The sequence below is a fragment of the Zoogloea dura genome (genome assembly GCF_012927165.1).
Taxonomy (GTDB): Bacteria; Pseudomonadota; Gammaproteobacteria; order Burkholderiales; family Rhodocyclaceae; genus Zoogloea; species Zoogloea dura.
This window is the reverse complement of sequence record NZ_JABBGA010000003.1, coordinates 228,872-244,344: the sequence shown is the minus strand read 5'-3', so window position 1 is coordinate 244,344 and position 15,473 is coordinate 228,872. Positions and strand designations below refer to the sequence as shown.

The 15,473-nt window shown below is 66.9% G+C and carries 10 protein-coding genes; 4 read left to right on the top strand and 6 right to left on the bottom strand.

Going from position 1 to position 15,473, the window contains the following annotated elements:
• Positions 1-3: 3 nt before the first annotated feature.
• The gene (fdnG, locus tag HHL15_RS05610) at positions 4-3,075 is read right to left on the bottom strand and encodes a formate dehydrogenase-N subunit alpha (protein WP_169144849.1); all 3,072 of its coding nucleotides are present in this window, start codon (positions 3,073-3,075) and stop codon (positions 4-6) included.
• A 367-nt stretch (positions 3,076-3,442) separates the two neighbouring features.
• Here fdnG and HHL15_RS05605 point away from each other — a divergent pair, with 367 nt between their 5' ends.
• The 4 genes from HHL15_RS05605 to phnE are packed head-to-tail and all read left to right on the top strand — an operon-like array spanning position 3,443 to position 6,794.
• The gene (locus HHL15_RS05605) at positions 3,443-4,324 is read left to right on the top strand and encodes a putative selenate ABC transporter substrate-binding protein (protein ID WP_169144848.1); all 882 of its coding nucleotides are present in this window, start codon (positions 3,443-3,445) and stop codon (positions 4,322-4,324) included.
• Positions 4,325-4,381: 57 nt separating this feature from the next.
• Positions 4,382-5,206 carry a phosphonate ABC transporter ATP-binding protein gene (locus tag HHL15_RS05600; protein ID WP_169144847.1) on the top strand — a complete coding sequence of 275 codons (825 nt, stop codon included), beginning with the start codon at positions 4,382-4,384 and terminating at the stop codon, positions 5,204-5,206.
• A complete protein-coding gene (locus HHL15_RS05595; protein ID WP_169144846.1) occupies positions 5,203-6,024 on the top strand; it encodes a PhnE/PtxC family ABC transporter permease in 822 nt (273 codons plus the stop codon). Before HHL15_RS05600 ends, HHL15_RS05595 begins: the two co-directional genes overlap by 4 nt.
• Positions 6,021-6,794 carry a phosphonate ABC transporter, permease protein PhnE gene (gene phnE / locus HHL15_RS05590; RefSeq protein ID WP_169144845.1) on the top strand — a complete coding sequence of 258 codons (774 nt, stop codon included), beginning with the start codon at positions 6,021-6,023 and terminating at the stop codon, positions 6,792-6,794. The genes HHL15_RS05595 and phnE overlap by 4 nt, the downstream gene beginning before the upstream one ends.
• A gap of 92 nt (positions 6,795-6,886) precedes the next feature.
• On the opposite strand, the gene HHL15_RS05585 is transcribed toward phnE, so the two are convergent.
• The 5 genes from HHL15_RS05585 to HHL15_RS05565 form a co-directional block, all read right to left on the bottom strand.
• On the bottom strand, positions 6,887-8,977 hold the full coding sequence (locus tag HHL15_RS05585) for a sensor histidine kinase (RefSeq protein WP_169144844.1): 2,091 nt from the start codon (positions 8,975-8,977) through the stop codon (positions 6,887-6,889).
• A gap of 16 nt (positions 8,978-8,993) precedes the next feature.
• A complete protein-coding gene (locus tag HHL15_RS05580; RefSeq protein WP_169144843.1) occupies positions 8,994-10,367 on the bottom strand; it encodes a sigma-54-dependent transcriptional regulator in 1,374 nt (457 codons plus the stop codon).
• Between the two features lie 27 nt (positions 10,368-10,394).
• On the bottom strand, positions 10,395-10,994 hold the full coding sequence (locus tag HHL15_RS05575) for a response regulator transcription factor (protein ID WP_169144842.1): 600 nt from the start codon (positions 10,992-10,994) through the stop codon (positions 10,395-10,397).
• A 145-nt stretch (positions 10,995-11,139) separates the two neighbouring features.
• Positions 11,140-14,670, bottom strand: a complete 3,531-nt coding sequence (locus HHL15_RS05570) for a response regulator (RefSeq protein ID WP_169144841.1) — start codon at positions 14,668-14,670, stop codon at positions 11,140-11,142.
• A gap of 145 nt (positions 14,671-14,815) precedes the next feature.
• The gene (locus HHL15_RS05565; RefSeq protein WP_169144840.1) at positions 14,816-15,247 is read right to left on the bottom strand and encodes a hemerythrin family protein; all 432 of its coding nucleotides are present in this window, start codon (positions 15,245-15,247) and stop codon (positions 14,816-14,818) included.
• Positions 15,248-15,473: the final 226 nt, after the last annotated feature.

Genomic DNA, 15,473 nt, shown 5'->3' with positions numbered 1-15,473 from the left:
TCCTCAGGCTTTCTCGACGTTGACCAGGAAGGACTTGAACTCCGGTGTCTGGGTGTTTCCGTCACCGACGAAGGGCGTCAGGGTGTTGGTGATGAAGCCGTTCTTCGCCACCCCCTTGAAGCCCCAGTGGAGCGGAATCCCGACGTGGTGGACCGTCTTTCCGTCGACCTTGAGGGGTTTGATGCGCTTGGTGACCACTGCCACCGCCTTGATATAGCCCCGGTTGGAGCTGACCTTGACCTTGTCGCCGGCCTTGATGCCCTTCTCCGCCGCCAGCGCCTCGCCGATCTCGACGAACTGCTCGGGCTGGATGATGGCGTTGGACTCGACGTGCTTGGTCCAGTAGTGGAAGTGCTCGGTGAGCCGGTAGGTGGTGGCCGCGTAGGGGAACTCCTTGGCCGTGCCGAAGGCTTCCATGTCGCCCTTGAACACCCGGGCGGCCGGGTTGGATGTGGCCTTGGGGTTGTTGCGGTGCATCGGATTGACGCCGATGGGGGTCTCGAAGGGCTCGTAGTGCTCGGGGAAGGGCCCTTCGTTCATCATGCCCCGGGCGAAGAAGCGGGCGATGCCCTCCGGGTTCATGATGAAGGGACCCATTCCGTCCTCGGGGGCGGAGTCCACCTTGAAGTCGGGCACGTCGGAACCCACCCACTTGCCGCCTGCCGCATCCCACCACACCTGCTTGCGCTTGGGATCCCATGGCTTGCCGGCCGGATCGGCCGCGGCGCGGTTGTAGAGAATGCGCCGGTTGGCCGGCCAGGCGAAGGCCCAGCCGAGGGTCTGGCCGTTGTGATAGGGGTCGGCGTTGTCGCGCCGGGCCATCATGTTGCCCTTCTCGGTCCACGCGCCGGAGAAGATCCAGCAGCCGCAGGCGGTGGAGCCGTCGTCCTTGAGCTGGGCGAAGCCGTCGAGCAGCTCGCCGGCCTTCTTGAGGACCTTGGTGGGGTCCTTCGGATCGGTCTGGTCGGCCAGGGTCTTGCCGTTGTACTCCTTGGCCAGCTCCTCGGACGAGGGTTCGAAGGGGACCTTGTGGGCCCAGGTCAGGTTGAGGACGGGGTCGGGGAAGGCGCCGCCATCCTTTTTGTACATCTCCCGCAGGCGCAGGAAGATGCCGGCCATGATCTCCGGGTCGGACTTGGCTTCGCCGGGGGGCTCGGCGCCCTTCCAGTGCCACTGCATCCAGCGCCCTGAGTTGATGATGGCCCCGTCTTCCTCGGCAAAGCAGGTGGACGGCAAGCGGAACACCGTGGTCTGGATCTTGGCCGGGTCCACGTCGTTGAATTCGCCGTAGTTCTGCCAGAACTCGGAGGTCTCGGTGGCCAGCGGGTCGATGATGACCAGGTACTTGAGCTTGCCCAGTGCCGCACCGACCTTCGCTTTGTTGGGGAAGGAGTTGAGCGGGTTGAAGCCCTGGGCCACGTAACCGTTCATCTTGCCCTGGTGCATCAGCTCGAAAACCTGCAATACGTCGTAGGTCTTGTCGAGCTTGGGCAGGTAGTCGAAGGCCCAGTTGTTCTCCTTGGTGGCGGCAGCGCCGTACCAGGCCTTCATCAGACTGACGTGGAACTTGCCGTAGTTCTGCCAGTAGGAGAGCTGACCCGGCCGCATCGGCTTGGGGGCGCGCCTGGCGATGTACTGCTCGTAGTCGGTTTCCTTCTCGCCCGGCAGGGTCATGTAGCCCGGCAGCAGGTTGGACAGCAGTCCCAGGTCGGTGAGGCCCTGGATGTTGGAGTGACCGCGCAGGGCGTTCACGCCGCCGCCGGCCCGCCCGATGTTGCCGAGCAGGAGCTGCACCATCGCCGCCGTGCGGATGATCTGCGAGCCGACGCTGTGCTGGGTCCAGCCCAGGGCGTAGAGCATGGTCATCACCCGGTCGGGGGTGTGGCTGGAAGCCAGTACCTCGGCGACCTGCAGGAACTTGTCCTTGGGCGTGCCGCAGATGTTCTCGACCACTTCCGGGGTGTAGCGGCTGAAGTGGGCCTTCATCAGGTTCCAAACGCAGCGCGGATTCTCCAGGCTGGGGTCGGTCTTGACGTAGCCGTCCTCGCCGATCTGGTATTCCCAGGTCGATTTGTCGTACTTGCGCTTCTCGGGGTCATAGCCGCTGAAGAAGCCGTCCGCAAAGGCGAACTCCTCCTTCACGAGGTAAGTCATGTCGGTGTAGGACTTGATGTAGTCCATGTGCACCTTGTTGTTGGTGATCAGGTAATGGATCACCCCGCCCAGGAAGGCGATGTCGGTGCCGGTGCGGATGGGCGCATAAAGGTCGGCCAGCGCGGCGGACCGCGTGAAGCGCGGATCCACGACGACCAGGCGGGCCTTGTTCTTGGCCTTCGCTTCGGTCACCCATTTGAAGCCGCAGGGGTGGGCTTCGGCAGCGTTGCCGCCCATGATCAGGATCACGTCCGCATTCTTGATGTCGGTCCAGTGATTGGTCATGGCGCCACGGCCATACGTCGGGGCAAGACTTGCCACCGTCGGGCCGTGTCAGACACGCGCTTGGTTATCGAATGCGAGCATCCCCAGGCTGCGCACCACCTTGTGGGTGATGTAGCCGGATTCGTTGCTGGAGGCGGAGGCGGCCAGGAAACCCGTGGTCAGCCAGCGGTTCACCGTCACGCCGTCGGCGTTCTTGGCGACGAAGTTGGCGTCGCGGTCTTCCTTCATCAGCTTGGCGATGCGGCCGAAGGCCTCGTCCCAGCCGATGCGCTTCCATTCCTTGCTGCCGGGTTCGCGCACTTCCGGGTACTTGAGCCGGTTCTTGCTGTGCACGAAGTCGAGCAGACCGGCACCCTTCGGGCACAGGGTGCCGCGATTGACCGGGTGATCGGGGTCGCCTTCGATGTGGATGATCTCGGCGTGGGCATTCTTGGCCCGGTCGCCCAGGCTGTACATGATGATGCCGCAGCCGACCGAACAGTACGGACAGGTGTTGCGGGTTTCCGTGGTGCGCGCGAGCTTGAAGGTTCGAACTTCGGCGAGGGCCGCGGTGGGCGAGAAGCCCATCGCGACCAGACTCGACCCGGTCAAACCTCCGGCGGCCACCTTGAAGAACTGGCGCCTGGAGAGTTGCATGGTGACTCTTCCTCCTCCGGTTGTTATGAAAAGACAGCGTTGTTCTGCCCAGCAAGGCCCGCGCCAAGGGTGCGGCCATGCGAAATCAAGGCTTTAACGCGTCTTGCGGGGAGGTGGTCGGGACAATTTGTCTTTCACGTGGACAAAATGTCCCGGTGGCATGCCCCGACGCACCATGACGTCGGGGAACCGTGACAGATGGGCCTTCACGCCTGCTTTCTCCCTCGTTATAGTCCGCCCCGCAGTCTGCGTACTGCCTGGATGCACTTTCTGCGGGGCCGGTCGATTCCGGCGCCGATATCAAGCCGGGGCCGTCCTCCCTCGTCCCGGCGGCTGGTGCCTTGCGGCGCCTTTTGAGGAGCAATCGATGACTACCGTGCCGTTCTCCCGGCGCGCGCTGCTGCGCGCCTGTGTTGTTTCCACCCTGGCTGGCCTCGGCGCCCTGCCCCTCGCTGCCCAGGCGGAGGATGTGCTGCGGGTCTCCGCCATTCCCGACGAAGCGCCCACCGAGCTGCAGCGCAAGTTCGCCCCCCTCGGCGCCTACCTGGAGGCCGAGACCGGCATGAAGGTCAACTTCGTGCCGGTGACCGATTACGCGGCCGTGGTGGAGGCCCTGGCCACCCGCAAGATCGACATGGCCTGGCTGGGTGGCTTCACCTTCGTGCAGGCGAAGATCCGCACCAACGGCACCGCGGTGCCCCTGGTGCAGCGGGCCGAGGACGCGAAGTTCACCTCGAAGTTCATCACTGCGAACGACGGTATCAAGGGCTTTGCCGACCTGAAGGGCAAGACCTTCGCCTTCGGCGCGCCCTCCTCCACCTCCGGCCACCTGATGCCGCGCTACTTCCTGGGCCAGGAAGGGCTCAATCCGGACAAGGACTTCAAGAACGTGGCCTTCTCCGGCGCCCACGACGCCACCGTGGCCTTTGTGCAGGCGGGCAAGGTCGATGCAGGGGTGCTGAACGCCTCGGTGTGGGACAAGCTGGTCGAACAGAAGAAGGTGGATCCGGCCAAGGTGCGCGTGTTCGCCACCACCCCGTCGTACTTCGATTACAACTGGACGGTGCGTGGCGACCTGGATCCGAAGATCCAGGCCAAGCTGACCCAGGCTTTCCTGAAGCTCGATCCGGCCAACCCGGCGCACAAGGAGATCATGGCCCTGCAGCGCGCCAGCAAGTTCATCCCCACCAAGGCGGAGAACTACAAGGGCATCGAAACGGCCGCCCAGGCCGCCGGCCTGCTGAAGTAGCACGGCCATCTGCCGGATGGCCGCTTGTAGGGCCGTCCGGCAAAGACAAGGATCATCATGGGTTTTTCCCTGAAGGGCGTCGGGCTGACCCACGCCAACGGTTTTCGCGCGCTGCGTGACGTGGACCTGCGCGTGGCCTGCGGTGAGCGGGTGGCGCTGGTGGGCGCCTCGGGTGCCGGCAAGACCACCCTGCTGCGGGTCTTGGCGGCGGCCCTGCGTCCGGACACGGGGCGGCTCTCGCTGCTCGGCACCGATCCCTGGGACGCCTCACCGGCCACCTTGCGCCGCCTGCGGGCGCGTATCGGCCTGGTGCATCAGGCGCCGCCCATCCCGCCGCGCCAGCGCGTGGTGACGGCGGTGCTGGCCGGCCGGCTGGGCCAGTGGCCGCTGTGGAAATCCCTGGCCTCGCTGCTGTATCCCCTCGACCCGGAAGGAGCCCGCCACCAGCTGGCCCGCCTGGACCTGGGCGAGCGTCTCTACGAACGTTGCGACCGCCTCTCCGGCGGCCAGCTGCAGCGCGTCGCCCTGGCCCGCGTGCTGTACCAGCAGCCGGATCTGTTCCTGGCCGATGAGCCGGTGTCGGCCATGGACCCGGCCCTGTCGGAGCTGACCGTCGCGCTGCTCAACGAAGAAGCCAGCCGCCGCGGCGTGACCCTGGTGGCCAGCCTGCATGCGGTGGATCTGGCGTTGCGCCATTTCCCCCGGGTCATCGGTGTCAAGGAGGGGCAGGTCCTGTTCGACTTGCCCGCCGGCCAGGTGCGGGAGGCCCAGCTGCGTGAGCTCTATGCCGCCGAGGGCAGTGTGCCGATGGCCGGCCTGGCCGTGCTGCCGGACGCCGGCCAGCCCGCCGCCGCGGCGCCGCCTCCCCTGCGCTGCGCATGAGCGCCGTGCCCCGCGATCCCGCCGCCTTGCCCCGCCTGGGATGGACCCTGGCCGCCCTGGTGCTGCTGTGGCCGCTGCTGCGGCTGGCCGATTTCGAGCCTGTACGCTTGTTGGATGAGGGCAATCTGCGGGCCATGGGCCACTTCATCCGCGGCTTCCTGCCGATGGAGACGTCCCACGATTTCATGGCCTTGCTCGGCAAGGCCATGGTCGAGACGTTGGCCATGGCGACGGCCGGTATCGCCCTGTCGCTGCTGTTGGCGGTGCCCCTGGGCCTGGCGATGACGCGGGGCCTGTCCGTCTCGCGCATCGGCCCCGGCCGCCGGGCCTGGATCGGAACCCTGGTGCGGGCCCTGGTGCGGGCGCTGCTGGCGGTGCTGCGCGGCGTTCCCGAGCTGGTCTGGGCCCTGCTGTTCGTGCGGGTCTTCGGCCTGGGGGCGAGCGCCGGTGTGCTGGCCCTGGGCATCACCTATGGCGGCATGCTCGGCAAGGTGTATGGGGAGATCCTCGAGTCCACCGATGGCCGCACGGCCCGGGGCCTGCTGGAGGCCGGCAGCGGGCGGGTGGCGGCCCTGTTCTATGGTCTCCTGCCGCATGCCGGCGGCGAGCTGGTGTCCTACACGGTGTATCGCTGGGAATGTGCGGTGCGCGCCTCGGTTGTGATGGGTTTTGTCGGCGCGGGCGGCCTCGGGCAGTTGATGGACCAGTCCATGAAAATGCTCAATGGCGGCGAGGCGGCAAGCATCCTGCTGACTTTCCTGCTCCTCGTGCTGGCGGCCGACGGCCTGTCGGAGTTCCTGCGCCGGAGGTTGGCATGAGGGCCGGCATCAGCCCCGCCGGCGTGTTTGGCCTGGTGCTGCTGGCGGCGGCGGCGGCCGGCAGCTTCGCCTTCCTGGAGATGCCGCTGGGGGCCTTGTTCACCGGCTCCGCGGCGCGCGAGGCGGTGGCCTTCGTGGGGCGCTTCATCCCTCCCGAGACGGATCCGGCCTTTCTCGCCAAGGTGGGCTGGGCAGCCCTGGAAACCCTGGCGATCTCCCTGCTCAGCACCTTGCTGGCGGTGCTGGGCGGCGTTACCCTGGCGCTGCCCGCGGCGGGCCGGCAGGGGCCGCTGGCCCGCCAGGCGGCGCGCTTCGTGCTCAACCTGCTGCGCTCGGTGCCGGAACTGGTATGGGCGACCTTGATGGTGCTGGCGGCCGGGCTTGGCCCCTTTGCCGGAACCCTGGCCCTGGCCCTGCACACCACCGGGGTGCTCGGCCGGCTCTTCGCCGAGGCCCTGGAGAACACCCCGCGTGCTCCGGCACAGGCCGTGACGGGGCTGGGGGCCGGCCCCCTGGCGGCCTTTCTCTACGCGGTGCTGCCCCTGGTGGCGCCGCAGTGGCTGGCCTATGCCCTGTATCGCTGGGAGATGAACATCCGGATGGCGGCGATCCTCGGCTTCGTCGGGGCCGGCGGGCTGGGTGCGCTGCTTTATTACAGCCTGTCCCTGTTCCACGAGGCGGAGGCCAGCACGGTGATCCTGGCCATGCTGGCGATGGCCATCGCGGTGGATGGGGCCAGCGCCTGGTTGCGCCAGCGCATGGCGGGCTGATCAGGCCTGTTTCATCGCCGGGCCGCCCCAAGATGAAAGGCGCCCCCTTGGGGGGCAGCGAGCCGCGCCAGCGGGGAGCGTGGGGGCATCTTTCATTGTGCGCCGCGACCCGGCTCGATCCGCAGGGCGGTGAAGCCGGGGGCACTCGGCGCGGCGCTATAGACGGCCTCGCTGCGCAGGCTCACGCTGAAGCAGGCGCCTTCGCCAGCGCGGCTGCTGACGGCGATGTGGCCGCCGTAGCGTTCGATGATGGCATAACTGATGGACAGCCCGAGCCCGGTGCCTGAGCCTTTCTTGGTGGTGAAGAAGGGGTCGAAGATCCGCGACAGGTCTTCCTCGGCAATGCCTTCGCCGGTGTCGCACACTTCGATCACCGCGCCGACGGTTTCGCCGTCGATCTGCCAGTCGGTGCTGTGGATGCGCAGTGAGCCGCCGCCGGGCATGGCTTGGATGGCGTTGACGATGAGGTTGATCAGCACCTGCTGGAGCTCGCTGGGATTGACCTCGACCCGCCGGGTGGCTTCGGGCGTCACGCTGACGTTGATGTTGCGGCGGTCGAGGTTGTGGCGGGTCAGCACCAGGCAGTCGGCGATCACCGTGTTGGGATCGATGGCTTCGGCGTAGCCGGCGAATTCGCCAGGCCGCGCAAACTGCAGCAGCTTGGTGACGATCAGCCAGATCCGGTGGGTCTGCTCATGGATCAGGCGCATTTCCTCCCGCACCGGATCGGCCGCTGGCCCCAGGATCTCCTTCATTACGTCGAGGTTGCCCTGGATCACCGCCACCGGGTTGTTGATCTCGTGGGCGACGCCGGCGGTCAGCTCGCCGATGGCGGCCAGCTTCTCGGTCATGGCGAGATGGCGGCGGGCCTGCTCCAGGGTGGCGAGGGCGTGCTGCAGCTCGAGGGTGCGCTCCGCCACCTTGCGGTCGAGCTCGTCACCCCAGCGCTGCAGCTCTGCGCGCCGGTCGGCCAGGTTGCCGAGCAGTCCGTCGAAGGCGGCTGCCAGCTGGCCGATCTCGTCACGGCTGGCCACCGGGCCGACCCGCGCCTCGGTCTCACCCTCGCGGATCCGCCTGATGGTGGCGCCCACCTTTTCCAGCGGCTTGAAGATGCTGCGGGCCCAGCGCAGGGACAACACGCTGCCGAGCAGGCTGACCGCCAGGAAGACCCCGAACAGGATGTACAGGGCGTTGTGCATGGCCGCCTTGAAGGGGGCTTCGAGAAAGCCCACGTAGAGCATCCCGACCCGCTCGCCAAAGCTGTCCTGGACGGGTTCGTAGCCGGACACGTAGTCGTCATTGACCACGAAGGCTGTGCCCAGCCAGACCTTCCCCTCCTCCAGCACGTGGTTGCGCACGGCCGCCGAGACGCGGGTGCCGAGGGCCCGTTCGCCTTCGAACAGGCGCACGTTGGTGGCGATGCGGGTGTCGTTGAGGAACAGGGTGGCGGTGCCGCGGCTGCCCAGTGGCAGGGTGCCGTCCCGGTAGATGATGGCGTTGATGCGATCCACCATCTCGCTGTTGCCATTGAGCAGTACCCCGCCTTCCAGCACGGCGATCAGGCGGCCGCTGTCGTCGCGCACCGGCAGGGCTGCATGGATGAGCAGGCCGCGGGTTTCCTCCCGGCGCGGGTCGGGAACGGCATTGGGCGTGCTCACCAGAGGCAGGCGGGCGCGCTGGCGCAGGGCGGGATCGATGGCTTCCAGCTGCGCCGCATCGAACACATCGATGCCTTCGGACGCTTCGCCGGTGAGGGCGGCCCTGACCACCGGCCAGTGGGTCCGGTCGGCATGAGGGCTGTCCGGCGGCAGGCTGAGCATCTGCAGCCTGCCCTGGGGGTCGAGCAGGTAGAGAAAATCGAGCCGGGCCTGGCGGCGGGCGGCCTCGAGGTAGGCCGGCAGGCTGTCCCGCGATGTCTCGGCCAGGGCCCGGGCGAGGCGCTGGCTGTCAGCCAGGGCGGCGATGTCCACAGCCACGTTCTGGCGCATGCGGGCGAAGTACTCGTGGGCGGTGACCAGGTCGGAGCCGACCTTGTAGCTGACCAGTCGCTGGTAGCCCTCGTTGCCTGACACCCACACCAGGGTGAGCAGGATGGGGACGCCCAGCAGCAGCGGGGCGAGCACCATGGCGAGCAGCTTGGCTCGCACGGAATGCCCGAGGCGGGCGAGGAGGCGGGCGATCATCGTGGTGCCGGCCGGCTCAAGCCAGGCTCCACTCCACGGCCTTGCGGTCGAGGGTCTTGCGCGATACGCCGAGCAGGGTCGCCGCGCGTGTCTTGTTGCCACCGCATTGCTCCAGGACGGCCAGGATGTGGCGCTTCTCGACTTCCGCCAGGCTGAGGGGCAGCGGGTCGGCCATGCCCTGGGCCTGGTCGTGGCGGGGCAGGCTGCCGAGGATCAGCGAGCGCTCGATCAGGTTGCGCAGTTCGCGCACGTTGCCCGGCCAGGCGTAGGCGGCCAGGCGGGCGAGGTCCAGCTGGGTGATCTCGAGCGGGGGCAGGCCGAGGTGGGTGGCCAGCTGGGCGTTGAAGTGCGTGATCAGTTCGGCGACGTCTTCCTGGCGTTCGCGCAGGGGCGGGATCACCAGGGTGACCACCTCGATGCGGTAGAAGAGATCCTGGCGGAAGCGCCCGGCGGCAACCTCGGCACGCAGGTCGCGGTTGGTGGCGGCGACGATGCGGACATCCACGGGCACCTCGGTCTCGCTGCCGACCGGGCGGATCCGGCGTGCTTCCAGGGCGCGCAGCAGCTTGGTCTGCATGGCCAGGGGCAACTCGCCGATCTCGTCGAGGAACAGGGTGCCGCCGTTGGCGTAGTGGAACAGGCCACGGCGGGCGTCGCGGGCGCCGGTGAAGGCGCCCCGGACGTGTCCGAAGAGCTCGCTCTCGATGAGTTCGGGCGAGACGGCGGCGCAGTTGAGGGCAACAAAGGAGCGCTCGGCGCGCGGGCTCATCTGGTGCAGGGCCCGGGCGGTGACTTCCTTGCCCACTCCCGATTCACCCAGGATCAGCACGGTGGAGGGGGTTGGTGCGACCCGCCGGATCAGGTCGCAGAGGGCGCGCATCGGCGCCGAGTGGCCGATCAGGCCATCGACTTCGCCGCCCAGGCCGGCCACCTGGCGCTGCAGGACAAAGTTCTCGCGGTCCAGCCGGGCTCTTTCGAAGCAGCGGCGCAGGGAATTGATGATCTGGTCGACCCGGAAGGGCTTGAGCACGAAATCGGAGGCGCCGGCGCGCAGGGCGTCAATGGCGGTCTCGATGTCGGCAAAGGCGGTGATCAGGATCACATCGCCGGCGAAACCCTGGTTGCGCAGGCTGCGCAGCCATTCCATGCCGGAGCGGCCCGGCAGGGCGATGTCGAGCACGATGGCGTCGAAGTGGTGCTCACGCAGCCGCTCGGCGCCTTCTTCGGAGGATCCGGCCACGTCCACCCGGCAGCCGCGGCCGCGCAGGGCACGTTCGAGGAAGTTGCGTACTCCGGCTTCGTCATCGACCACCAGCACGGCGTAGTCGGACCAGATGGCTTCGCGGGAGGTGGGGGCGGTGGCGGTGGAACCGGTGGGGGGCGACGTCATGCGCCGGATTTAACCACGCGGCCGGAATCAGAGAAACAGCTTCACCAGCTCCACCACTGTGCCCGCGTGAAGTTTGTCCATCAGGCGGGCACGGTGATTCTCGACGGTGCGGACGCTGATCTGCAGCTCCTCGGCGATCCGTGGGCTGGACTTGCCGTCCACCACCATTTCGGCGATCTGCCTTTCCTTGGGCGTGAGTAGCGAGAGGCGTGCCTCCCGGGTGATGCGGGCGAGGCGTGCCGAGTGCAGCTCGCGGCTGTAGGCCAGGGCGCTTTGCGCCTTCTGCAGCAGCACGCTGCCGTTCACCGGTTTCTGCAGGAAGTCGACGGCGCCCCGCTTGATGGCCTGCACGGCGGCGTGCACCTCGGGGTAGGCCGAGACGAAGAGGATGGGCAGGGCGTCGCCCTTTTCGAGTAACTGGCGCTGGACATCAAGGCCGCCCAGCTCAGGCATGCGAAGGTCGCAGATCAGGCACTCGTGAGGGCCGGGCCGGTAGGACTTGAGGAAGGCGATGGCGGAACTGTAGGTGCGGACATCCGCCCCGATCCCCTGCACGAACTCCTTGAGCATCCACAGGGAGATCTCGTCGTCGTCGATGATGTAGATGATGGGTGTGTCGAAGCTCATGTGGGTGTCTCTGTTGCGGTGGGTGCTCTGTCCAGCCTGCTCCACGCGGCACTCATGCTGCCGTGTCGCGGGGGCTTCTTCTTGCATCATGGCCTGTGCGGGCGCGGCTTGCATGGACAAGTTGCACGAAAGTGCTGTTTTCGACTCAGCCTGGCCCCGCCGGGATGGGCTTGTCTGGCGGTGGATCGGTGGCCGTGGCGCCCTGCAGGGCGAGCAGCAGGCTCGCGTAACCTGTCCGGAAGCTGGCCAGGAGTTCGTCCATGGCCGGCCCGGGCACGGCCTGCTCCTCGATTTCGATGGCCAGGGATTCCAGTTGCCGGGCGCCCAGGGTGCCCAGGACGGCGCGCATGCCGTGGGCGATATGGATCACCGCCTCGTGGTTTCCGGCGGCCAGCGCCGCCGCGATCCGGTCGTCGATATCACTGCGTTCGGCAAGGACCTTGGCGATCAGGCGGAGGTAGATGTCTTCCCGCCCCATGGTGTTGGCGAGGCCGGCGTCGAGGTCCAGGCCGGGAATCGACCGGAGGGCCTGGCAGGATGCGGGCGGAGGCGGCATGGCGGGGGACGGTCCGGGGTGCGGGGCGCCTGGCAACGGCAGCGACAGATCGGTGAGGTGGCCTGCAAGAGTGGCGAAGAGGGCGTTCGGATCGATGGGCTTGGAGACGTAGCCGTTCATTCCCATGGACAGGCAGTATTCCCGGTTGCCTTCGAGGGCGCTGGCGGTCAGCGCGATGATCGGCAGGCCCGCCAGCGCGGGGATCTGGCGGATTTCGGCGGTGGTCTGCAAGCCGTTCTTGCCGGGCATGTGGATGTCCATCAACACCGCATCGAAGGGCTGTTGGGTCAATAGTTCGATGGCCTTTTCGCCGCTGGAGGCGAGGCTCGCGATGGCGCCGACGGCTTCCAGGAGATCCTTGATGACCTCCTGGTTTACCGGATTGTCCTCGACCACCAGCAGGTGCCGGCCCCGGAGCACGCTGAAGCGCTCTCCGGCGTGGTTGGCGGTGATGCGTTCGCGGGGATGACTCAGGCCATGGAGTGTTTCGCGGACCGTCGAGGATGTGGCGGGCTTGCGCATGATCGCGTCGAAGGCGGCACCTTCAGTGCCGTAGGTGGCGTCCAGCCCGCCGGTGAAGAGCAGTACGCGGGGGACGCGGAATGCGGGCGGGGTCAGGGCGTCGAGCGCGGCGGCGGTTTCGGTGCCGGACATGCCTGGCATGCGCAGGTCGATGAAGATCGCGTCAAAGGGCTGGCCCCGGGCGGCGGCCGCGCTGACCAGGGGGATGGCTGCCTGGCCGCCGGCAGCTTCGGTGACTTCGGCTGCCAGTCCCCGCAGGATACGGGCGAGGATGTGACGGGCTTCCGGGTGGTCGTCCACCACCAGGATGCGCCGTGGCGCTTCGTCGGGGGCCGCCGCAGGTTCGCCGATCCCCAGGTCGAGCTCGAAGGAGAAGGTGCTGCCGAGCCCCTTGCTGCTCGCCACGCCGACCTGCCCGCCCATCAGCTGCGCCAGGTTGTGGCTGATCGCCAGACCCAGTCCGGTGCCCTCGAAGCGCTTGGAGAGCGGGTCCTCCAGCTGCTGGAAGGGGGCGAACAGCCTGGCGATGTCGTCGGCGGCAATGCCGATGCCATCATCCTCGACCTCGAAGCGGGTGCGCAACTGCCTGCCATGGCGTTCGCCAGCCCTGACCCGCAGGCAGACGGTGCCGCGTTCGGTGAACTTGACAGCATTGCTGGCGAAATTGATGAGGATCTGGCCTATCCGCAGGGCATCGCCGACCAGTTGGTCGGGCATGTCGGGTTCGATATCGATGAGCAGCTCAAGGCCCTTGGCCTCGGCGGTGTTGCCGACCATGCTGCTGACGTGGTCCATCAGGAGATCGAGGCTGAATTCGCTGTGTTCGACCTTGAGCTTGCCGGCCTCGATCTTGGACAGGTCGAGGATGTTGTTCACCAGCCCCAGAAGGTGGCGGCTCGACGACTGGATGCGGCTCAGGTAGTGGCCGACCTTGGGCGTGGTCTCCAGGTGTTCGGCCAGGTGGGTCATGCCGATGATGGCGTTCAGCGGGGTGCGGATCTCGTGGCTCATGTTGGCCAGGAAGTCGGCCTTGGCGGTGGCGGCCTGCTCGGCCTGGTCCCGCGCGGCGAGCAGTTCGCGGGTCCGGTCGTCGACCCGCTGTTCCAGCTGGCGGGTCAGGGCCTCGAGGTTCTTCTGGGTCTTCACCAACTGGGTGACATCGGTGTCAATGGTGCCCACGGCGATGATCTGGCCCATCGGGTCGTCCCGGATCGGGAAGCGGACGGAGGTGAACACCGCTTCTTCACGGTTGCCATTGCGGCGGGTGCTGGTGGATGAGCAGGCGCGTCCACTGCGCAGGACTTCCTCCAGCTCGGCTTCGTGGCGGCGGGCCAGTTCGGCGGGAAAGATCTCGGCGTCGAGCCTGCCGGTCAGGGGGCCCTCGTGGAGGTCGAACATCGCATAGAAGAGCGGGTTGGCGATCATGTAGCGCCCTTCCCGGGAGCGCATCGAGAGGCCGGCGGGAAGGTTCTCGGCGAAAGCCGCGAACTGCTTCTCGCTGCGGCTGACGGACCGGCGCGAGCGCCATTCGACGATGGACAGGATGCCGATCAGCAGGGCACTGCCCGCCAACAGGGCAATGATGATCCGGCGCACGATCCGCGATGAGCGGAAGGCTTCGTCCATGTCCTGCTCCACCACGATGCCCATCCGGTTTTCGGGCAGCCACAAGCCGGCGCCGATGACCTTGCGTCCGCGGTAGCCAGGGTAGTCCTCCTCGACCCACACGCTGTCTCCATGCTTTTCGATGTTCTCGAGCGCCCGCGTAGGGGGGTGCTCGATCGTTGCAGGAGAGAGGCCGCCCGACTTGATCCAGTTGGGGGGCGGGATGCGTGCATAGAGCCGGAACAGGCTCCATCCCGGGAGGGGTTTCGGACCGCCTTCGAAGCTGCTTTCGAAGCGGCTGGGTGAGAGGAGCAGGCCTCTTTCGCCAACGATGTAGGCTTCGCCGGTCTCGCCGTTGCGGCTGGCTTCGAGGATGCGGTAGAGCTTTGAATAGGGGTCGATGCGCAGGCACAGGAAGGCCAGCACCTCGCCGCTGTCGCGCACCGGGGTGCAGCCCAGCTGGATGGCCGAGCCGCTGGAGAGCGTGGTGTTGTTCTTGCGGAACGACTGGGGGGCCGGAAAGGGGGCGCTCAGCTGGCTCCCTGCGGAGGGGTTGCGCAGGAGCAGGTCACGGGTGGCCTGGCGGGCGACCGGCTTGCCTTCGTAGTTCTCACTGGATGAAGCGATGATGATGCCCTGATCGACGGTGATCAGCGAAAAACCGTCGAATCCGCGGCTTCGATAGGCCGGGGTGATCCAGCTTTTGAGTTCGCCCAGGCGGGCCGGGTCGGTGGGGTTCCCGAGCAGCTGACGGACATGCCTCTGGAACAGGGGGTCGGCGGCGATGTCGCTGGTGCGCTCGGTGACGTCGCTGTTGATCAGCCGGATGGTGCGGGTGATGGTCTCGACCTGGGTCCTGAGGTTGTCATGCACCTTGCCGTGGTTCTCGGACTCGATGGCCTCGATCGCCAGCAAGCCACCCAGCATCAGGACGGTGATGGCCAGTACTGCAGGGATGAAGATGATCCGCGAGTCCCTCGCAGCACTCGTCATGGCTTGCACTGTGTCATTGGCCCTCATCGATTTCTTACGGCATAGGATGCCGGGATACGCGGCCGCGCCCAGTTTGGGCGTTGGCCGCGTAAAGATGACCGATTGGGCTGATCTTGGCAAGCAGCGCGAGGCCCTGCCCGGTGCTTCAGGCCGTGTGGTGTGCTTTCAGGAAGGTGATGACCTTGTGGTCTTCCTCGGTGAGGTGGTGATAGAGGGGGATGCAGATCTGGTCGAGGAAGGCATGCCAGGGGGCTTCGTGGGATTCCATGATCAGGAAGCAGACGTCGGAGAAGGTTTCCACCAGCGACTGGTGTTCCTGGCTGTGGTGGCCGGCGTCCGGGTAGCCGATCTCGGTGAGCCAGGTACTTTCGGCTTCGAAATGGACGATCGCGTGCTCGAAGAACTCGCTCATCATTTCCGACAGGGTGCTGCGGGCCGGAGGATGCTCGGTGGCCAGCATCGAGTCGATGAGCCTGAGCAGCCTCTGACGGTTATATCCCGTCAGCACATTCAGGTGCGAGTGGCGCGGGGGGCGGCCGGCGGTGACCGGGGGCGGCGTAGCGGAGTGTCGGGGCATGGGAGTGTGCGCGTTGCGTTTCGACCCGGCCATCTTCGCGCGATGAGTTTGTCTTCTGAAGGTGGGAACCACCCTGGATCGATGGGTATTTCCACTCTGCTGATGGCATATACACCGCCCTAGAATGCGCCCACGCCGAATTTCGGGGGCTGGGAGACCACGCCACCTGACCACAGCTCCGGCGCCCTTTGATTTTCCACGGTAGTGTGCATCACGGAAACTGGAC